Source organism: Rhodococcus sp. LMD, from assembly GCF_056108245.1.
In genome coordinates this window covers 3413298-3432405 of record NZ_CM148557.1, presented here as the reverse complement: position 1 = coordinate 3432405, position 19108 = coordinate 3413298, and the positions used below count along the sequence as shown (strand labels likewise).

At 71.6% G+C, this 19108-nt stretch carries 19 protein-coding genes; 15 read left to right on the top strand and 4 right to left on the bottom strand.

The features are described from left to right. Window positions 1–20: 20 nt before the first annotated feature. Genes ACWPQI_RS15820 through ACWPQI_RS15810 form a run of 3 tightly spaced genes read left to right on the top strand, consistent with a single transcriptional unit; the run spans window position 21 to window position 2779 of the window. A complete protein-coding gene (locus ACWPQI_RS15820) occupies window positions 21–926 on the top strand; it encodes a glycosyltransferase family 2 protein (RefSeq protein ID WP_017679582.1) in 906 nt (301 codons plus the stop codon). Further along, complete coding sequence (gene manB / locus ACWPQI_RS15815) at window positions 923–2008, top strand: mannose-1-phosphate guanylyltransferase (protein ID WP_010594761.1); 1086 nt, start codon at window positions 923–925, stop codon at window positions 2006–2008. The genes ACWPQI_RS15820 and manB overlap by 4 nt, the downstream gene beginning before the upstream one ends. A gap of 15 nt (window positions 2009–2023) precedes the next feature. Further along, the gene (locus tag ACWPQI_RS15810) at window positions 2024–2779 is read left to right on the top strand and encodes an SGNH/GDSL hydrolase family protein (RefSeq protein ID WP_010594760.1); all 756 of its coding nucleotides are present in this window, start codon (window positions 2024–2026) and stop codon (window positions 2777–2779) included. Here ACWPQI_RS15810 and ACWPQI_RS15805 read toward each other — a convergent pair. The 3 genes from ACWPQI_RS15805 to cofD are packed head-to-tail and all read right to left on the bottom strand — an operon-like array spanning window position 2776 to window position 5709. Continuing rightward, a complete protein-coding gene (locus ACWPQI_RS15805; RefSeq protein ID WP_010594759.1) occupies window positions 2776–3339 on the bottom strand; it encodes an NUDIX hydrolase in 564 nt (187 codons plus the stop codon). The two genes, ACWPQI_RS15810 and ACWPQI_RS15805, sit on opposite strands and share 4 nt — an antisense overlap. A gap of 1 nt (window position 3340) precedes the next feature. After that, window positions 3341–4723 (bottom strand): coenzyme F420-0:L-glutamate ligase, encoded by a 1383-nt coding sequence (locus ACWPQI_RS15800; RefSeq protein WP_010594758.1) that lies wholly within the window; start codon window positions 4721–4723, stop codon window positions 3341–3343. Beyond that, complete coding sequence (gene cofD, locus ACWPQI_RS15795; RefSeq protein ID WP_474738388.1) at window positions 4720–5709, bottom strand: 2-phospho-L-lactate transferase; 990 nt, start codon at window positions 5707–5709, stop codon at window positions 4720–4722. Before cofD ends, ACWPQI_RS15800 begins: the two co-directional genes overlap by 4 nt. A 399-nt stretch (window positions 5710–6108) precedes the next feature. Here cofD and ACWPQI_RS15790 point away from each other — a divergent pair, with 399 nt between their 5' ends. Further along, on the top strand, window positions 6109–6372 hold the full coding sequence (locus tag ACWPQI_RS15790) for a WhiB family transcriptional regulator (protein ID WP_051059567.1): 264 nt from the start codon (window positions 6109–6111) through the stop codon (window positions 6370–6372). 4 nt (window positions 6373–6376) lie between these two features. On the opposite strand, the gene ACWPQI_RS15785 is transcribed toward ACWPQI_RS15790, so the two are convergent. Then, on the bottom strand, window positions 6377–6871 hold the full coding sequence (locus ACWPQI_RS15785) for a metallopeptidase family protein (protein ID WP_040272457.1): 495 nt from the start codon (window positions 6869–6871) through the stop codon (window positions 6377–6379). 87 nt (window positions 6872–6958) lie between these two features. On the opposite strand from ACWPQI_RS15785, the gene ACWPQI_RS15780 reads away from it, so the two are divergent. The 11 genes from ACWPQI_RS15780 to ACWPQI_RS15730 all read left to right on the top strand — a co-directional run bounded on the left by ACWPQI_RS15780 (window position 6959) and on the right by ACWPQI_RS15730 (window position 19075). Next, entirely contained in the window at window positions 6959–7354 is a 396-nt protein-coding gene (locus ACWPQI_RS15780; protein WP_172603582.1) for a DUF3499 domain-containing protein, read from the top strand. A 72-nt stretch (window positions 7355–7426) separates the two neighbouring features. After that, complete coding sequence (locus tag ACWPQI_RS15775) at window positions 7427–8794, top strand: phosphomannomutase/phosphoglucomutase (RefSeq protein WP_010594753.1); 1368 nt, start codon at window positions 7427–7429, stop codon at window positions 8792–8794. Between the two features lie 82 nt (window positions 8795–8876). Continuing rightward, the gene (locus tag ACWPQI_RS15770) at window positions 8877–9962 is read left to right on the top strand and encodes a hypothetical protein (protein ID WP_010594752.1); all 1086 of its coding nucleotides are present in this window, start codon (window positions 8877–8879) and stop codon (window positions 9960–9962) included. Continuing rightward, window positions 9962–11233: a mannose-6-phosphate isomerase, class I gene (gene manA, locus ACWPQI_RS15765; protein WP_010594751.1), complete on the top strand. Its 1272-nt coding sequence runs from the start codon at window positions 9962–9964 to the stop codon at window positions 11231–11233. The genes ACWPQI_RS15770 and manA overlap by 1 nt, the downstream gene beginning before the upstream one ends. 68 nt (window positions 11234–11301) lie before the next feature. After that, complete coding sequence (locus ACWPQI_RS15760; RefSeq protein WP_010594750.1) at window positions 11302–11964, top strand: TetR/AcrR family transcriptional regulator; 663 nt, start codon at window positions 11302–11304, stop codon at window positions 11962–11964. Window positions 11965–12022: 58 nt separating this feature from the next. Beyond that, window positions 12023–13510 carry an adenosylhomocysteinase gene (gene ahcY, locus ACWPQI_RS15755; protein ID WP_010594749.1) on the top strand — a complete coding sequence of 496 codons (1488 nt, stop codon included), beginning with the start codon at window positions 12023–12025 and terminating at the stop codon, window positions 13508–13510. 25 nt (window positions 13511–13535) lie between these two features. Further along, entirely contained in the window at window positions 13536–14201 is a 666-nt protein-coding gene (locus tag ACWPQI_RS15750) for a dTMP kinase (RefSeq protein WP_010594748.1), read from the top strand. Between the two features lie 5 nt (window positions 14202–14206). After that, window positions 14207–14884 (top strand): MtrAB system response regulator MtrA, encoded by a 678-nt coding sequence (gene mtrA / locus ACWPQI_RS15745; RefSeq protein WP_010594747.1) that lies wholly within the window; start codon window positions 14207–14209, stop codon window positions 14882–14884. Continuing rightward, the gene (mtrB, locus tag ACWPQI_RS15740; protein WP_190242312.1) at window positions 14881–16626 is read left to right on the top strand and encodes an MtrAB system histidine kinase MtrB; all 1746 of its coding nucleotides are present in this window, start codon (window positions 14881–14883) and stop codon (window positions 16624–16626) included. The genes mtrA and mtrB overlap by 4 nt, the downstream gene beginning before the upstream one ends. Further along, entirely contained in the window at window positions 16623–18389 is a 1767-nt protein-coding gene (lpqB, locus tag ACWPQI_RS15735; RefSeq protein ID WP_026137494.1) for an MtrAB system accessory lipoprotein LpqB, read from the top strand. Before mtrB ends, lpqB begins: the two co-directional genes overlap by 4 nt. Window positions 18390–18430: 41 nt before the next feature. Next, window positions 18431–19075, top strand: coding sequence for a ComF family protein (locus ACWPQI_RS15730; RefSeq protein ID WP_010594744.1), 645 nt, complete (start codon window positions 18431–18433; stop codon window positions 19073–19075). Window positions 19076–19108: the final 33 nt, after the last annotated feature.

Below are 19108 nucleotides of genomic sequence, written 5' to 3'. Positions count from 1 at the left end.
CCGGCGGCTAAGGTGACGGCGTGAGTTCGACGCTGACCGTGGTGACGGTGACCTACTCGCCCGGTGAGCATCTGGAGCACTTCCTGACCTCGCTGACCGGCGCGACGAACCTGCCCACCCGGGTGATCCTGGCGGACAACGGGTCCACCGACGGCTCTCCGGAAGAGGCCGCGGCGCGGCACCCGAACGTGCGGCTGCTGCACACCGGCGGCAACATCGGCTACGGCGGTGCCGTGAACCGGGCCGTCGCGGAGGTCGACCCGGCGGAGGAGTTCGTCGTCGTCGCCAATCCCGACGTGCGCTGGGGACCCGGGTCGCTGGACCGGCTGCTCGAGGGGGCGCGTCGCTGGCCGCGGGCCGCGTCCCTGGGCCCGCTGATCCACGAGCCCGACGGCACCGTCTATCCGTCGGCGCGATCGGTGCCCGGGCTGGTCTCCGGCGCGGGGCACGCGTTGCTCGGCACGGTGTGGCCGAAGAACCCGTGGACGCGGCGGTACCGGCAGGAGAACGAGACCGTGTCGGAACGGGCGGTGGGGTGGTTGTCCGGCTCGTGCCTGCTGGTGCGGCGGGCGGCGTTCGATGCGGTCGACGGCTTCGACTCGCGCTATTTCATGTACATGGAGGATGTCGATCTCGGCGACCGGTTCGGCCGGGCGGGCTGGCTCAACGTGTACGTGCCCTCGGCGGAGGTCACGCACGCGAAAGGGCACGCTGCCGGCCGGCATCCGGAGCTCATGCTGCCGGCCCACCACGAGAGCGCCTACCGGTTCCAGGCGGACCGGCACCCGCATCGGTGGCAGGCGCCGCTGCGATGGACGCTGCGGGCCGGGCTCGCCGCCCGGTCGAGGATGTCGGTGGCCGCGGCGGCGCGCGAACGGGCGCGGACGGCCGAGGCGGGTAACACCACGGAACAGGGGACACGATGACGAACGATGCTGCGCCGCACACCGATGCGGTGATCCTGGTGGGCGGGCAGGGAACCCGGCTGCGGCCGCTGACGCTGTCCGCGCCGAAGCCGATGCTGCCCACCGCCGGCGTGCCGTTCCTGACGCATCTGCTCACCCGTATCCGCGCGGCCGGCATCAAGCACGTGGTGCTCGGTACCTCGTTCAAGGCGGAGGTCTTCGAGGACTACTTCGGTGACGGCTCGGAACTGGGACTCGAGATCGAGTACGTCACCGAGGCCGAGCCGCTGGGCACCGGCGGCGGCATCCGCAACGTCCTGCCCCGGTTGCGGGCCGACAACGTCATGGTCTTCAACGGTGACGTTCTCGGGGGAACGGACCTCGGCGCGGTGCTCGACACACACCTGCGCACCGACGCCGACGTGACCCTGCACCTGGTGCGTGTCGGCGACCCGCGCGCGTTCGGGTGCGTGCCCACCGACGAGGAAGGCCGGGTGACCGCGTTCCTGGAGAAGACGCAGGATCCGCCGACGGACCAGATCAACGCCGGCTGTTACGTCTTCAAGCGCGAGATCATCGAGTCGATCCCCGAGGGTCGTCCGGTGTCCGTCGAACGTGAGGTCTTCCCGTCCCTGCTGGCGGAGGGCAGGCGGGTGTACGGGCACGTCGATGCGGCCTACTGGCGGGACATGGGCACGCCGGAGGACTTCGTCCGCGGCTCGGCCGACCTGGTGCGCGGCATCGCGCCGTCGCCCGCCCTGGGTGGCCAGCGCGGCGAATCGCTCGTCCATCCCGGTGCCTCCGTCGCGCCCGGCGCCCTGCTGATCGGGGGCACGGTCGTCGGCCGCGGCGCCGAGATCGGCGCCGGCGCACGTCTGGACGGTGCGGTGATCTTCGACGGCGCGCGGGTCGAGGCCGGTGCGGTGATCGAGCGGTCCATCATCGGATTCGGCGTCCGCGTCGGCCCCCGCGCCCTGATCCGCGACGGCGTCATCGGCGACGGCGCCGACATCGGGGCGCGCTGCGAGCTGCTGCGCGGCGCCCGGGTCTGGCCCGGGGTGCAGATTCCCGACGGCGGGATCCGTTTCAGCACCGACGTATAGCGCGGGGGATCTGCGATGAAGTTCGAACGATATGTGGCACTGGGGGATTCGTTCACCGAAGGCGTCGGGGACCCGGATCCGGCCCGGCCCAACGGGTTGCGGGGCTGGGCGGATCTCGTCGCCGAGGAACTCGCCCGCGACAATCCGGAATTCGGATACGCCAATCTCGCCGTGCGCGGACGACTGCTGCGCCCGATCCTCGACCAGCAGCTCGACGTGGCAGTGGCGATGCGGCCCGACCTGGTGACGATCTATGCCGGCGGCAACAACCTCATGCGCCCCAAGCTCGATCTCGACGCGCTGGCCGCCGAGTACGACGAGGCGATCGGCAAGCTCGCCGCGACGGGTGCCCGGGTGCTCGTGTGGACGGCCTACGACGGCAGCTGGGCGCCGGTGTTCCGGATCCTGCGCGGACGCTGGGCCGTCTACAACGAGCTCGTCCGGGAGATCGCCGACCGGCACGGCGCGACGATCGTCGACTTCTGGCGTTTCGCGGAGTACCGCGACCTGCGGATGTGGGATTTCGACCGGCTCCACATGTCGTCGGCCGGCCACCGGAACATGGCGATCCGCGTGCTCGATCTCCTCGGTGCGGCACACACGCTCACTCCGACCGAGTTCGAGGCCGCGCCGGTGGTGTCCGCGGCGAAGCGGGCCGAGGACCGCCGGTGGGCGCGGGAGTTCCTGATTCCCTGGGTCGGGCGGCGTCTGCGCGGCACGTCCTCCGGGGACGGTATCGCGCCGAAACGCCCCACGTTGCAGCCGGTCTAGCCGGCCGCCCGGACGCGTGCGCCGGCGAGGCCGAGCAGGTGCCCGAGGGTGTCGTGCTCGGCCTCGGGCGGTAGCGCATCGACGGGCCACCACCGCAGGTCCGTCGATTCCGTGCTCCGGACGGGTACGGCCCCCGGTGGCGCGACGACGAGGAACCGCAGGTCGAGATGCCGGGTCGGGCGACCGAGCGAGCAGGTGATCGGGTGGGTGTGCGCCGAGAGCAGTTCCGGATCGATGGTCAGATCCTCGATTCCGGACTCCTCGGTCGCCTCCCTCAGCGCCGCGTCGACGACCGTCTCGTCGGATTCCTCGCAGTGCCCGCCGAGCTGGATCCACCGTCCCACCCGGGGATGGAGGGTGAGCAGCACGTGCCGACGGTCGGCATCGAGCACGAGCGACGACGCGGTGACGTGGCCGGGAACGTGCCGGCGCAGACATCCCTCGGGTGCGGCGTCGAGAAACGCCAACATGGTGTGCCGCAGCGACTCCGCGTCCGCCGAATCGGTCCGCCAGGCCCGCAGCCGGTCGACGGCCGAGGCGTGCAGTGTGGACGCGCTCACCTCACAGCTCCAGCAGCAGGTCGCCGGCCGCGGGGGCGACGCGCGGCGTCGCCGGCTCGAGGGGATGTCCGACCGCGATCGCGCCGAGCGGCGACCAGTCCGCGGGCAGGCCGAGTTCACGCCGCACGACGTCCGGGGCGAAGATCGTCGACCCGATCCAGCAGCTGCCGAGCCCGCGGACGGCGAGCGAGACCAGCAGCCCCTGTACGGCGGCGCCGGCGGCGACGGTGAACATCGTGGCCTCGGCGGCGGTACGCCGGGCGTCGGGGTAGCGGTGGGCGCCGTCGGGAACCCAGAACGGGATCACCACCTCGGGCGCGTCGTAGAGGATGGCACCGCGGCCCACCCGTCGGTCGATCGCCGCCGGGGCGAGCCCGTCGCCGGCGAGATCGGCGGCCCAACGCTCGCGCATGCGGTCGAGCAGCCGGCGGCGCACCTGCTCGGTGCGGACCCAGACGAACCGCACCGGGTGGGTGTGGTGCGGCGCCGGAGCGGTGAGGGCCTCGGCGACGGCCTCGCGCAGGTCTTCGGGATCGACCGGTTCCGAGGAGAATTCCCGCACCGACCGGCGCAGCAACAGCGCCTCGCGGCGGCCGGACTCGAGTGCCTCGGCGGTGCCGAGCCAGAACAGGTCGTCCTCGCCGCGGCGGATGAGTTGCTGGGCGGTGGAACCGTTGTCGGGCAGGTCGAGGCCACGGATCACCGCGACCGGAACCCCGCCCAGCTTGCCCTTGACGAGGTCGCCCGCGGCCGCGATCTCGTCGGCGACGGCCACGGAGGTGACGAACAGTTCGTTGCCCTGTCCGTCACGAGATCCCGCGTACTCGTGCAGGACCGGGATGCCGGCCGCCCCGATCGCCGCGTCGGTCTGGCCGACGCGCCAGGCCCGGCCCATCGTGTCGGTGACGACCACCGCGACGCTCACGCCGAGCAGTGTCCGCAGACGCTCGCGCAGTGCCGCGGCGCTCGCATCCGGATCCTCGGGCAGCAGGGCGAGTTCGGAGGCGGCGACGTTCGAGCCGTCGATCCCGGAGGCGGCCTGCACGATCCCGAGCCGGTTCTCGGTGATCAGGGTGCGTCCCTTGCGCGCGAGCACGCGCACCGCCTCCTGGTCGACGAGGCGGCGCCGGAGCGCGTCGCGGGCGTCGGGGTCGGTGGGGGAGTCCACGATGCGGCCCTCGACCTTGGAGAAGATCTTGCTGGTGACGACGAGGACGTCCCCGTCGGCGAGCCAGGGGGCGGCGTCGGCCAGTGCGGCGGCGAGGTCGTCGCCGGGCCGGAACTCGGGCAGGCCCGGCACCGGGCGGATCTCGATCGGCCGCCCGGGGGAGTGGTCGCGCACTCCGGCGGCGGTGCCGACGGCCGTGTCGGAGGGCGTAGTCACAGCGTCACTCCTGCCAGTTCGAGTGCGGCGCGAGCCATTTCGGCTGTCGCGTCGGGATCGGTCATGAGCAGCGGCACGCTGCGCACCTCGACGCCGGGCACGTCGGCGGCGTCGGTGGAGTGGATCAGCCAGCCGTCGAGCAGGCCTGCGCCGCTGCGGGCGCCGTAGTGCCGTCCCACGCCCTGGGCGGTGGTCTCGACGCCGATCACGCCGAGGCACGCGTCGGCCATGCCGCGCAGCGGTTTTCCGTCGATCACCGGCGACAGTCCGACGATCCTCGCGGACGTGGTGCGCAGCGCGCCGCGCAGTCCGGGGATCGCGAGGATCGCGCCGATGCTCACTACCGGGTTGGAGGGGGCGAGGATCACCACGTCCGCCGAGTCGATCGCCTCGAGCACACCCGGTGCGGGGGCGGCCTTCTCGGCGCCGATGTGCGCGAAGCTGTGCGTGGGCACCTGGGCGCGGTGCCGGACCCACCATTCCTCGAAGTGCACGGCGCGTTGCTCGCCGTCGGCCGGATCGGTGATGACGACGTGGGTCTCGCTGCGGTCGTCGGAGACCGGGAGGAGGGCGACGCCGGGTTTCCAGCGGTCGCACAGCGCCTCGGTCACGGCCGAGAGCGGGTACCCGGCGTTCAGCAACTGGGTGCGCAGCAGGTGGGTCGCGATGTCGCGATCGCCGAGGCCGAACCAGTCCGGGGTGGCGCCGTACGCCGCCAGCTCCTCCTTCGCGTGCCAGGTCTCGTCGGCCCGGCCCCATCCGCGTTCGGCGTCGATCCCGCCGCCGAGGGTGTACATGCACGTGTCCAGGTCGGGGCAGATCCGCAGCCCGTGCATCCAGACGTCGTCGCCGATGTTGACGATCGCGGTCACCCGGTGCGCGGCGTCGGGGTCGAGGTCGCGGCCGGGTTCGATGCCGAGGAGCCGGCGCACGCCGGTGAGAAAACGCGCACCTCCGACGCCGCCGACCAATACAGTCACGTTCACAGGGCAAGCGTAGGCGGTGTGCCGCGAGAGCTGCCGGGGTGCCTGCGCGCCCGGGCGGCAGGTGCGCAGCGGCGCGGAGGAGAACCCCGGATGGTAAGGCAGCGGCACCGCTCGGCTTGACCGCGACACGCCCCACGTGTCTAATCACATAAGTGTCATTCCCAGTGAACCGGAGCCGAGATCGGTTGGGGTGAACTGTATTCGAACGCATGTTCGATCGGAATGGCGCGGAGTGGGCCGGTTTCGACGAGAGTTGCAGCGCTGCAGGTGAGGAGGCGAACGATGGCCGACGAGCGCGAATGGTTCGAGAGCTCTCGGATCGACACTGCAGGCATCGGCACGGCAGGCGAGGACGTCCGGGACATCGACGGCATCGGGGGGGACGCGTCCGCGCGGCCCGTGCTCAGTCTGATCGATGGTTTCGGCGACCCGTCCGACGGTGTCGACGAACAGTGGCAGGAACGCGCGTTGTGCGCGCAGACGGATCCCGAGGCGTTCTTCCCCGAGAAGGGGGGATCGACCCGGGAGGCGAAGCGGATCTGCTTGGGGTGCGAGGTCCGGGACGAATGTCTCGAATACGCGCTGGCCAACGACGAACGCTTCGGCATCTGGGGCGGTCTGTCGGAGCGCGAGCGGCGACGCCTCAAGCGCGGCATCGTCTGAGGCGTCAGTCCTCGTCGAAGCCACCGAGTTCGGGGTCGACGACCTCGGGCTCGACGCCGAGGTACGTCGCGACCTGGTGTACGAGGACGTCGTGCACCAGGTCGGTGAGATCCTCGGGATCCTTCGCCCGCAGTTCGAGCGGGCGGCGGAAGAGCACGATCCGGGCCCGCGTCGCCGCGCCACGCCGGTCGATCCCCGCCGGGACGAGCCGCGACAACGGCACCGGGCCGTCCGCGACCACCTCCGACGGCCAGGTCACCGAGTCCGGGTCGAGGGCGCGGATCTTGGGCACCTCGTCGACGGCGATGTCGAGTTTGGTCAGCCGGTCGTGCCACTGCGCGTCGATCGGGGCGAAGGCCCCCAGCACGAGCAGATCGAACTTCTCCGCGCGCGAGCGCCACGCCGGCACCTCGTGCGGGAACAGCGGGCCGCGCACACCACGGCCGCGACGCGCGACCGAGCGGGACGTCACGGGTCTGGGACGGCGCGATCGGGGCATGCCTGGACAGTACGACACGCAAATCCGTACCCGGTTCTCCGGTGTGTCCGGATAGTCCCGGAGCGCACGGCGCGCTACTCTCCGACTGTGAGATCACTGCGTCGATGCTGCCGGCCTGGGTGCAAGAACCCTGCTGTTGCGACGCTGACCTACGTGTACTCGGACTCCACCGCAGTCGTCGGGCCCCTGGCGACGGTCGCCGAGCCCCACTCGTGGGATCTGTGCGAATCGCACGGCTCGCGGATCACCGCACCGAAGGGGTGGGAACTGGTCCGGTACGAAGGTGCCTTCACCGCCGGTACCCCGGACGAGGACGACCTGACCGCCCTGGCCGAGGCGGTACGCGAAGCCGGGCTCGGCGAGCGGGGCCGCACCGACTCCGACGACACCGATTCCGGTGTCCCCCCGGCGCTGGCCGCACCCCCTACCGCCCGCACCGGCCGGCGTGGTCATCTGCGCGTGTTGCCCGATCCCACGTCCTGATCGTCGCGCACTAGGCTGACCGTGCCCCGCCGCGGAGGCGGCGGCGCCAGTCGACGATCAGGAGCAGCAACAGTGGCGAGAACTGCCGAGTCCGTGTCCGCCGTGGTCAAGGCGTACGACGTGCGTGGCCTGGTGGGAGAACAGCTCGACGCCGGATTCGTCCGGGACGTCGGAGCCTCCTTCGCCCGCCTGATGCGTGACGGCGGCGCCACCCGCATCGTGATCGGGCACGACATGCGCGCCTCGTCCCCGGAGCTGTCCCAGGCCTTCGCCGCCGGCGTCACCGCCCAGGGGCTCGACGTCGTCCACATCGGCCTGGCCTCCACCGACCAGCTGTACTTCGCGTCCGGGATCCTCGAGGCTCCGGGCGCCATGTTCACCGCGAGCCACAACCCGGCGCGCTACAACGGCATCAAGCTGTGCCGGGCCGGGGCCAAGCCGGTCGGACAGGAGACCGGGCTCGCCACCATCGCGGCCGAACTCGTCGCCGGCGTCCCGGACTTCGACGGAGCCCCCGGCGCCGTCACCGAGCGGGACGTGCTGGCCGACTACGCCGCGTTCGTCCGCTCCCTGGTGGACCTGTCCGCGATGCGCCCGCTGAAGGTCGCCGTCGACGCCGGCAACGGCATGGGCGGGCACACGGTGCCCGCGGTGTTCGGCGCGCTCCCGATCGACCTCGTGCCGCTGTACTTCGAACTCGACGGAACCTTCCCCAACCACGAGGCCAATCCGCTCGATCCCGCCAACCTGGTGGACCTGCAGAAGCTGGTGCGCGACTCGGGGGCCGACCTCGGCCTCGCGTTCGACGGTGACGCCGACCGCTGCTTCGTCGTCGACGAGCGTGGTGAGCCGGTCACGCCGTCGGCGGTCACCGCGCTGGTGGCCTCGCGCGAACTCGCGAAGGAACCCGGATCGACGATCATCCACAATCTCATCACGTCCCGCGCGGTGCCGGAGCTGGTCACCGAGCTCGGGGGCAAGCCCGTCCGCACCCGCGTCGGGCACTCGTTCATCAAGCAGCAGATGGCCGAGACGGGGGCCGTGTTCGGCGGCGAGCACTCGGCGCACTACTACTTCCGCGACTTCTGGGGCGCGGACTCGGGCATGCTCGCGGCCCTGCACGTGCTCGCCGCGCTCGGCGGCCAGGACCGGCCCCTGTCCGAGCTGATGCGCGAATACGACCGGTACGCCGCGTCCGGGGAGATCAACTCCACCGTCGACGACGCCACGGAGCGCACCGCCGCCGTGCTCGAGGCCTTCGGCGACCGTGCCGAAGCCGTCGACCGGCTCGACGGCGTGACCGTCGATCTCACCGACGGTGCCTGGTTCAACCTGCGGGCCTCCAACACCGAGCCCCTGCTGCGGCTCAACGTCGAGGCCCGCACGGCCGAGCAGGTCGACGCGCTGGTGAGGGAAATCCTGGCCATCGTGCGCGCGTGACGGAATTATCCGTGGCGGGGATAATCGAGATCCCGGGGCGCGGTCCCGGGTCGGTGCGAGTCGGAAGGACGGTGGCGCAGCCATGACGGCTCCCTCTTCGATCCTCGACTTGGACGACACCGGTGCCCTGATCGACGCCGACGTCGACGGGATCCTGCGATTCGCCGCGCTCGGCGGGGCACAGATCCGCGCCACCGCCGCGGCCGTCGACGAGCAGATCCTCGATCGCCTGCACGGCCTGCACCCGCGCAGCGTGGTGCTCGTGTGCGGCGACGCGCGCGCGGCCCGCGCGGGCGAGCTGGTCGTCGCGATGCTCGCGGCGCGCTCGGCCGTGCCGCTGGTCACGGCCCCCGTCACCCCGCCCTGGGTCGGCCCGCTCGACGTCGTCGTCGTGGCCGGTGACGACGCCGGCGACCCCCAGCTCGTCGAATCGGTCGCCGCGGCCCTGCGGCGCGGCGCCGAGGTGGTCGTCGACGCCCCGGACGAGGGACCGATCCGGGCGGCGGCGGCGGGCCGGGCGATGCTGCTGCCGCCGCGGATCCGGGTGCCGGTGGCGTACTCGCTCCTACGGCACCTGGCGGTGTTCCTCGCGGTGGTGGCGGCGATGGAGGCCACCCGCACGGCAGGCGCGGTTCCCCCGCTGGCCGATCTCGCCGACTCGGCCGACGGCGAAGCCGGCCGCGACCAGCCTGGCAGTGAGGTGTTCCGGAACCCGGCGAAGGCGCTCGCCGCCCGCATCCAGTCCCGGCGGGTCGCCCTGGCGGGTGACTCGGCGGTGACGGCCGCGCTGGCCCGGCACGCGGGGGAGTCCCTGCTGCAGGTGGCCGGCGTGATCGCCGCGGCGGCGGCGTTGCCGGACGTTCTCGCCGCACGGGACCGGCTCGTCGCGATACCCCCGGCGGGTGGGGAGTCGTACGATCCGTTCTTCCACGACGAACAGCTCGACGGGCCGGTGCCCGCACCCCCGGCGCGGGTGTTCGTGGTGAGTGTGGAGGAAGATCGGCGGCAGGCGGAGCGGCGCGCGGCAGCGCTGCCGGACATGGAGTTGGTATCGGTGGTGGGGGAGTTCGAGGCGAAAGCGGTGCCGTCGGTGCCGGAGCAGGTGGCGGTGCTGGCCGTGCGATTCGAGATGGCCGCTGCCTATCTGCGGTTGGTCGGTGGTCGGTAGTGCTCCGACTCGAAGGTGCGCTGCGTTCGTATGCCTGGGGTTCGCGCACCGCGATCGCGGCACTGTGCGGCCGGACGGTGCCGTCCGCTCATCCGGAGGCGGAACTGTGGCTGGGTGCGCACCCCGCAGACCCGGCGCGGGTGGTGAGCACCAACGGTGACGGCCCGGGTGGGGGCACCTCCCTGCTCGATGTCCTCGAGGCCGACCCGGGTGGGCATCTCGGGCCGGCGACACTGAGCCGGTTCGGGCCGCGGCTGCCGTTCCTGCTCAAGTTGCTCGCCGCCGAGGAACCACTGTCGCTGCAGGCGCATCCGAGTGCCGAACAGGCTGCCGAGGGCTTCGCCCGGGAAGAGGCCGCGGGCCTGCCCCTGGAGTCGCCGGTGCGGAACTACCGCGATGCGAGCCACAAGCCCGAGCTCGTCGTCGCCCTCACCCGGTTCGAGGCGCTCGCCGGCTTCCGGGATCCGCACCGCACCGTCGAGCTGCTCGCCGCCCTCGAGGTACCCGAACTCGATCCGTACGTCGGGCTGCTCGCCGGGCAACCCGACTCCGACGGCCTGCGGGCGCTGTTCACCATCTGGATCACCCTCCCGCAGTCGGTGCTGTCGGCCCTGCTGCCGCGGGTACTCGACGGCTGCGTGACCTACCTGGCGACGCACAACGGCGACGGCGTAGCCCCGTTCGCCGAGGAAGTGCGGACAGTGCTGCAGCTCGCCGAGTTCTATCCCGGCGACGCGGGCGTACTCGCCGCGGTCCTGCTCAACCGGATCACCCTCGAGCCGGGACAGGGCCTGTTCCTCGCAGCGGGGAACCTGCACGCGTACCTGCACGGCATGGCCGTCGAGATCATGGCCAACTCGGACAACGTGCTGCGCGGCGGACTCACGCCGAAACACGTCGACGTGCCGGAGCTGCTGCGAGTGCTCGATTTCCGGCCCGTGGACGTGCCGATCCTCGAGCCCGAGCCGGCCGGCCCGGGGGAGGTGCGCTACCGGACTCCTGCCCCGGAGTTCGCCCTGTCGCGGATCGATCTCGCCCCCGGCTCGGGTGCGGCGCCGGACGGCGTCGCGCTGCCGCCGTGCGGTCCGCAGATCCTGCTGTGCACCTCCGGGTCCGCCGGCGTGGAATGCGAGGGGCGGACCCTGCAGCTGGCGGCCGGGCAGGCGGTCTGGCTCTCCGCGTCCGACCCGGCCGTCACGGTGCGCGCCGCCGGCGGGCCGGCGCAGCTGTTCCGCGCCCGGTTGGCGGAGACGGGCATCCCCGTCGACTGACGTGGACCGGCCCGGCGGCGACGGACGCTCGTGTTGACGGGATCGGCCCCGCGTGAAACCGTCGCGGCATGTCGATCGTGCACGAATCCGCCACCGCCGGGGAGCCTCCGCGAGCCGGGGAACCCGAAGACCGGCAGCGCGTACCGTTCCACGAGGCCAGCCGGATGCTGCTGCGCAATTCGGTGCTCGATGCCATGCGGGACCTGCTCACCGCCCGTGACTGGTCCGCGATCACCATGACGGACGTCGCGCGGGGTGCGGGCGTGAGCCGGCAGACCCTGTACAACGAGTTCTCGTCGCGGCAGGGCCTCGCTCAGGCGTACGCACTGCGCCTGGTCGATCAGTTCGTCGACGCCGTCGACGACGCGATCTACACCCACGTGGGACAGGCGCGCCCCGCCCTCGTCGAGGGGTTCACCTCGTTCTTCGTCGAGAGCAGTGCCGACCCGCTGATCCAGTCCCTGCTGCGCGGCGAGGCCAAGCCGGATCTGCTGCGGCTGATCACCACGGACGCGGCGCCGCTCATCGAGCGGGCCTCCGCTCGGCTCTCGGAGACCTTCCAGCGCAGCTGGGTACAGGCGTCCGCGGCGGATGCGGGCATCCTGGGGCGGGCGATCGTGCGCGTCGCGATGAGCTACATCTCCATGCCGCCCGAGTCCGACCGGGACGTCGCCGCGGACCTGGCCGAGCTGCTCGGCCCGTTCATCGATCGCTCCGCCCGGCGCGACTGAACAGCGAGTTGTATAGCCTGTTGGCAGAACCGACTGCCAACAGGAGAGGCATCCTCACGTGTCCGACAACAAGCTCGTGGCCGACCAGCGGAACGGGATCGACTTCAAGGTCGCCGATCTGTCCCTCGCCGAATTCGGCCGCAAGGAGATCCGGCTGGCCGAGCACGAGATGCCCGGTCTGATGGCGTTGCGCCGCGAGTACGCGGAGGTGCTGCCGCTGAAGGGTGCGCGGATCTCCGGCTCGCTGCACATGACGGTGCAGACGGCCGTGCTGATCGAGACGCTCGTCGCCCTCGGCGCCGAGGTGCGCTGGGCCTCGTGCAACATCTTCTCGACCCAGGACCACGCCGCCGCCGCGGTCGTCGTCGGCCCGCACGGAACCCCGGAGGAGCCGAAGGGCGTACCGGTGTTCGCATGGAAGGGTGAGACGCTCGAGGAGTACTGGTGGGCGGCCGAGCAGATGCTCACCTGGCCCGCCGCCGCCGACGGCACCCCGCGCCCGGCCAACATGATCCTCGACGACGGTGGCGACGCCACCATGCTGGTGCTCAAGGGCGCGCAGTTCGAGAAGGCGGGCGTGGTGCCGCCGGTGGACGAGGACCACGACTCCGCCGAGTACCGGGTCTTCCTGGCGCTGCTGCGCGAATCCCTCGCACAGGACGCCAAGAAGTGGACCGCGATCGCCGAGTCGATTCGCGGCGTCACCGAGGAGACCACCACCGGCGTGCTGCGGTTGTACCAGCTCTCGGCCGGCGGCGATCTGGCGTTCCCCGCGATCAACGTCAACGACTCGGTCACCAAGAGCAAGTTCGACAACAAGTACGGCACCCGGCACTCGCTGCTCGACGGGATCAACCGCGGCACCGACGTCCTCATCGGCGGCAAGGCCGCCCTGGTGTGCGGTTACGGCGACGTCGGCAAGGGTTGCGCGGAGGCGCTGCGCGGGCAGGGTGCGCGGGTGTCGGTCACCGAGATCGACCCCATCAACGCACTGCAGGCGCTGATGGACGGCTTCGACGTCGTCACCGTCGAGGGCTTCATCGAGCAGGCCGACATCGTGATCACCGCGACCGGCAACAAGGACATCATCACCTTCGATCACATGCGTCGCATGAAGCACCAGGCCATCCTGGGCAACATCGGCCACTTCGACAACGAGATCGACATGGCCGGCCTCGAGCGGGCGACGGACGTCACCCGCATCAACATCAAGGCGCAGGTCGACGAGTTCCGCTTTGCAGACGGGCATTCCATCATCGTGCTGTCCGAGGGCCGGTTGCTGAACCTCGGCAACGCCACGGGTCACCCGTCGTTCGTGATGAGCAACTCGTTCGCCAACCAGGTGATCGCCCAGATCGAGCTGTGGACCAAGCCGGACGAGTACGACAACGAGGTCTACCGTCTGCCCAAGCACCTGGACGAGAAGGTCGCCCGCATCCACGTCGAGGCCCTCGGTGGTGAGCTGACCAAGCTGTCCAAGGACCAGGCCGAGTACATCGGGGTCGACGTCGAAGGCCCGTACAAGCCCGAGCACTACCGGTACTGAGCGCGGGAATCGCAGGACACCGCCGATGGGCGCGTTGATCGTCGTGGAGGGGCTCGACGGGGCCGGCAAGAGGACACTGTCCGCCGGCCTCGTCGAGTCCTGGCGCGCAGCCGGATTCGTCGTCGCGACGCGTGCGTTCCCGCGTTACGGGACCTCGGTGCACGCCGACCTCGGGGCCGAGGCGTTGCGGGGCCGGCACGGCGACACCGCCTCGAGCATCGAGGCGATGGCGCTGCTGTGGGCCCTCGACCGCCGTGACGCCGCCGACGAGTTGCGGAAACTCCTGGCGGACAACGACATCGTCCTGCTCGATCGGTACGTCGCGTCCAATGCCGCCTACACCGCCGCCCGGCACCACGAGGACGGCTCGGGACCGGCGGTGGAGTGGGTCCGCGAGCTCGAGTTCGAGCGGTTCGCGCTGCCCGTGCCGGATCTGCAGCTGCTGCTGCGGGTGCCGGTCGAGCTGGCGGCTCGCCGGGCCCGTAGCCGCGCCGCGGCCGACACGGCCCGCGACCGGGACGCCTACGAACGGGACTCGGGTCTGCAGGCCCGCACCGGGCAGGTGTACGACGACCTCGCACGCCGACAGTGGATGTCGCCGTGGCGGGTTGCCGGACCCGATGCCGATCCGCGACAACTCGCCGCCGACATCTCAAATCAGCTTCACCACGGTCGAGGAGTGACACGATAGAAGCCATGAAGCCGAGGATTCTGGTTGTCGACGACGACACCGCGCTCGCCGAGATGCTCACGATCGTCCTGCGGGGCGAGGGATTCGAGCCGTTCGTGGTGGGAGACGGTTCGCAGGCGCTGAACGCGGTCCGGGAGATCCGGCCCGACCTCGTCCTGCTCGACCTCATGCTCCCGGGCATGAACGGTATCGACGTCTGCCGGGTGCTGCGCGCCGACTCGGGCGTGCCGATCGTGATGCTCACCGCCAAGTCGGACACCGTCGACGTGGTGCTCGGACTCGAATCCGGCGCCGACGACTACATCGTCAAGCCGTTCAAGCCGAAGGAGCTCGTGGCCCGGGTGCGCGCGCGGCTCCGTCGCACCGAGCAGGAACCGGCCGAGGTGCTCTCCATCGGCGACATCGCCATCGACGTTCCCGCCCACAAGGTCACCCGCGGGGACGAACTGATCTCCCTCACCCCGCTCGAGTTCGATCTGCTGGTGGCGCTCGCGCGCAAGCCGCGGCAGGTGTTCACTCGTGAGGTGCTGCTCGAGCAGGTGTGGGGTTACCGGCACGCGGCCGACACCCGCCTGGTGAACGTCCACGTGCAGCGCCTGCGGGCGAAGGTCGAGAAGGATCCCGAGAACCCCGAGGTGGTGCTGACGGTGCGGGGCGTCGGCTACAAGGCCGGACCGCCGTGATCGGTGGGTACCGACTGCGGCGGCGGATCACCAGGAGGACTCTGCCGCTGCTGAGGTGGTCACGTGCGGTGAGCAACCGGCTCGCCCACACGTGGCGGCGATCGCTGCAACTGCGGGTCGTGGTCTCGACCCTGTCGCTGTCGCTGATCGTGATGCTCGTCCTCGGTGTCGTCCTCACCAGCCAGATCACCGAACGGCTGCTCGAGGTGAAGATCAACGCCGCCACCGAGGAGGTCGAGCGGTCCCGCGCCCTCGTCGAGGGCCAGCTCGCCGGCGCCGACGACTCCGGCTCGCTGCAGGTCCGGCTCGACGGAGCCGTTGCGGCGCTGACCAATCGCGGCAGCGACGCGGGCGAGGACACCGGCGTCGCGGGCACCTTCGACCCGGCGCTGATCGTGCCGGGCGACGGTCCGCGCGCACCGACGTCGAGCGGGCCCGCCGACCAGATCCCCGAGAACCTGCGTGCCTTCGTGCAGAAGGGCCAGATCGCCTACCAGTTCGCGACGGTGTCGGATCCCGACGGTTATTCGGGCCCGGCGCTGATCGTGGGCACGCCGACGGCGTCGGACATCTCCACCCTCGAGCTGTACCTGGTGTTCCCGCTGGCGGGCGAGGAGAACACGTTGTCCCTGGTGCGCGGCACGCTGCTCGTCGGTGCCGGGGTGCTGCTCGTGCTGCTCGCCGCGATCTCGATGATCGTCGCCCGCCAGGTCGTGCTGCCGATCCGTTCGGCGTCGCGCATCGCGGTCCGGTTCGCCGACGGCCGGCTCAAGGAACGCATGCCGGTGCGTGGCGAGGACGACATGGCGCGCCTGGCCATGTCCTTCAACGAGATGGCCGAGAGCCTGTCGCGGCAGATCACCCAGCTCGAGGAGTTCGGCAACCTGCAGAAGCGGTTCACCTCGGACGTCAGCCACGAGCTGCGTACCCCGCTGACGACGGTGCGGATGGCCGCCGATCTCATCCACGACGGCAGCGACGAACTCGACCCGTCCCTCAAACGCGCCTCGGAGCTGCTCGTCACCGAGCTCGACCGGTTCGAGAGCCTGCTGGGCGACCTGCTCGAGATCAGCCGCCACGACGCCGGCGTCGCCGAACTCGCCGCCGAGCAACTCGACCTGCGCATGTGTGCCCGCGCCGCGGTCTCCACCGTCCGGCACCTCGCCCGCGAGAGCGGCACCGAGCTGATCGTCGACCTGCCGGGTGAACCCGTCGACGCCGAGGTCGATCCGCGCCGCGTCGAGCGCATCCTGCGCAACCTGCTCGCCAACGCCATCGACCACGGAGAGGGCAAGCCCATCCTGCTGCGCCTGCGCGCCGACGACAGCGCCGCCGCGTTCATCGTCCGGGACCAGGGCGTCGGTCTGCGGCCCGGCGAGGAGAAGCTCGTCTTCAACCGCTTCTGGCGGTCGGACCCGTCCCGGGTGCGGCGGTCCGGCGGAACCGGGCTCGGCCTGGCGATCAGTGTCGAGGACGCCAACCTCCACAACGGCAAGCTCGAGGCCTGGGGTGAACCCGGCCTGGGATCCTGCTTCCGGCTCACCCTGCCGCGACAACGGGGACGCAAGGTCGGCCGCAGTCCGCTGCCGCTGGTCCCCAGCACGGTCCGCGCGGTACAGGGCCGTCCGCTGCCGGGTGCGGCGGACGAGGACGCGTCCGTGGACGCCGACGCCGGCGAGGACTCCGCGACGGCTGCGCACCCGGCAGTGGTACCGGTCCCGCCCGAAGGGGCCACCCCATGAGGGGCGCGAGGACGCTGCTCGCGGTGCTGACGGGCCTGGTCCTCGCCGTGTCCGGCTGTGCCAGCCTGCCGGACTCGTCGTCGCCCCAGGCGGTGGGCACCATCGCGCGCGAGCCCACCACCACGTCGGTCCCGGCTCCGGCGCCGGGACGGGAACCGGATCTGCTCCTGCGGGACTTCCTGCGCGCCAGCACGGACCCGGCCAACCGTCACCTCGCCGCCCGGCAGTTCCTCACCGCCGACATGTCGGCCGAGTGGGACGACGCCGCCAGCGCCACGATCGTGGACAAGGTCGACGTGCTGCCGGAGTCGCGCAGCGCCGATCGCGCGACGTACGTCATCCGCGCCAACCGGGTCGGCCACCTGGAGGAAGGCGGGGTCTACCGTCCCGACGAAGGACCGTTCGAGACCAAGATCACCCTCGTGCTCAGCGGCGGCGAATGGCGCATCGACGAGATGGGTCCGGGTGTGGTCATGGACCGCCCGCAGTTCCTCAACGGCTACCAGCGGCGTTCGCTGTACTTCGTCGACCCGTCCGGGCGCACGGTCGTCCCCGACCCGCGCTGGATCGCCGCCACCCAGGACCAGACTGCGGCCCAGCTGATCGACCTGCTCACCGAGGGGCCGAAAGCGGCCCTGGCACCCGCCGTGCGCACGGAACTCGGCTCGGGAGTGTCCGTGCGGGGGCCGATCACCAAGGCCGACGGCCGCACCACCCAGGTCGGTGTCGGTCTCGGTGGTATCCGGATCGACTTCCTGGGGCTGCGACCCCTGAGCAAGGAGAGCCGCGAGTTGCTCGCCGCCCAGGTGATCTGGACCCTCGCCAACGCCGAGATCACCGGCCCGTACGTCCTGCTCGCGGACGGTCAGCCCCTCGACGAGCGATTCCCGAACGGCTGGACCACCGCGGACGTCGCGTCGATGAACCCGCTGGCCACCTCGAGCGCCACCATCGGTCTCCACGCCCTGCGCGGTGGCGGGCTCGTCAGCGTCGCCGAGACCGGGGTCACCCCGGTACCCGGGACCTTCGGCACCGCCACGAACCTGCGCTCCGTGGCGTTGTCGCACGACGGTGAACTGGCGGCGGCCGTCGCCGACACCGGACGTCCGGAAGCCGCCGCCGAGTTGGTGATCGGTCCGTACCGCGACGGCCCGGCGGCGCGCGCCCTCGACGCCGACTCGATCACGCGGCCTACGTGGGCGCTCGACGACAATTCCGTGTGGTCCGTGGTCAACGGCACGAACGTGGTGCGTGCGGTGCGTGAGCCGGGCACCGGCCGGATCACGGTCCTGCCCGTCGACGCCGGAGCCGTGCGGGCGGTGGGCAACACGATCAGCGATCTGCGGCTCTCCCGCGACGGCGTGCGCGCGGCGATGATCGTCGACGGACGCGTGTACGTCGCGGTGGTCGTGCAGAGATCGAACGGGGAATTCTCCCTCACGACACCCCGGGAGATCGCCATCGGTCTCGGCAGCCCCGCCCTGTCCCTGGACTGGAGCACGCCGGACACCGTGGTCGTGGCACGGGCCGCGTCCGACGTCCCGGTCGTGCAGGTCGCGGTCGACGGCTCGCGAATGGACGCCCTGCCGAGCCGCAACCTCACCCCGCCGGTCGTCGCCGTCGAGGCGTCGACGACCTCGGAGTTCGTGGCCGACTCGCGGGCGGTGTTCCAGCTGAACAACGCCGATCCGGCCGGCGACCGGTACTGGCGGGAGGTGCCCGGCCTGACCGGGCTGCAGGCGGTTCCCGTCCTGCCGGGCTGACGGCTCGGGGAGATGTCGGGGTCGGCGGTCACACTGTCGCGGTGCTGACGTCGCTGCTGGATCTGGTGCTGCCCGTCGAGTGCGGCGGTTGCGGCCGCCCCGGCGTCGGCTGGTGCCGGCGCTGCGCCCGGGACCTGGCGGACGCGCCGGCCCGGGTCCGGCCCCGCGTCGATCCCGGCGTTCCGGTGTGGGCGCTGGGGACGTACGGCGGTGCGCGTCGCCGCGCCGTGATCGCGGCCAAGGAACACGGCCGGCGCGACCTGGCCGGTCCGCTCGGCCTCGCGCTGGCCACCGCCGTGTCACGGCTGCGGCGCTGGGGGGAGCTGCCCGCCGGGCCTCTCGTCGTGGTGCCCGCCCCGACGCGAACCCGGGCGGCACGCTCTCGCGGGGGCGACCCGGTGACGCGTGCGGTGCGGGCGGCCGCCGGACACGACCGGCGCCTCGAGGTCTGCGGCCTTCTCGTCACCGGACGTGGTGTCCGCGATTCGGTGGGGTTGTCGGCTGCGCAGCGGCAGCGCAATCTGGCCGGGCGGGTGCGGGTGCGGACGGCGGGCCCGCCTCCCGGAGCGGAGGTGCTGCTCGTCGACGACGTCGTCACGACCGGCGCCACCGCCACGGAATCGGTGCGGGTTCTGCGGGCGGCGGGCCATCGCCCGTGCGGGGTGCTGGTGATCGCCGCCGCATGAGAGCCGGAGGGTCTGAGAGCCGGAGCGCCTGAG

What these genes read in the sequence shown, in the direction of transcription:
- manB (WP_010594761.1), top strand. Translation starts at nt 923, where the DNA reads ATGACGAACGATGCTGCGCCGCACACCGATGCGGTGATCCTGGTGGGC.
- ACWPQI_RS15810 (WP_010594760.1), top strand. Translation starts at nt 2,024, where the DNA reads ATGAAGTTCGAACGATATGTGGCACTGGGGGATTCGTTCACCGAAGGC.
- ACWPQI_RS15785 (WP_040272457.1), bottom strand. Translation starts at nt 6,871, where the DNA reads ATGCCCCGATCGCGCCGTCCCAGACCCGTGACGTCCCGCTCGGTCGCG.
- ACWPQI_RS15770 (WP_010594752.1), top strand. Translation starts at nt 8,877, where the DNA reads ATGACGGCTCCCTCTTCGATCCTCGACTTGGACGACACCGGTGCCCTG.
- ACWPQI_RS15760 (WP_010594750.1), top strand. Translation starts at nt 11,302, where the DNA reads ATGTCGATCGTGCACGAATCCGCCACCGCCGGGGAGCCTCCGCGAGCC.
- ACWPQI_RS15750 (WP_010594748.1), top strand. Translation starts at nt 13,536, where the DNA reads ATGGGCGCGTTGATCGTCGTGGAGGGGCTCGACGGGGCCGGCAAGAGG.
- mtrA (WP_010594747.1), top strand. Translation starts at nt 14,207, where the DNA reads ATGAAGCCGAGGATTCTGGTTGTCGACGACGACACCGCGCTCGCCGAG.
- lpqB (WP_026137494.1), top strand. Translation starts at nt 16,623, where the DNA reads ATGAGGGGCGCGAGGACGCTGCTCGCGGTGCTGACGGGCCTGGTCCTC.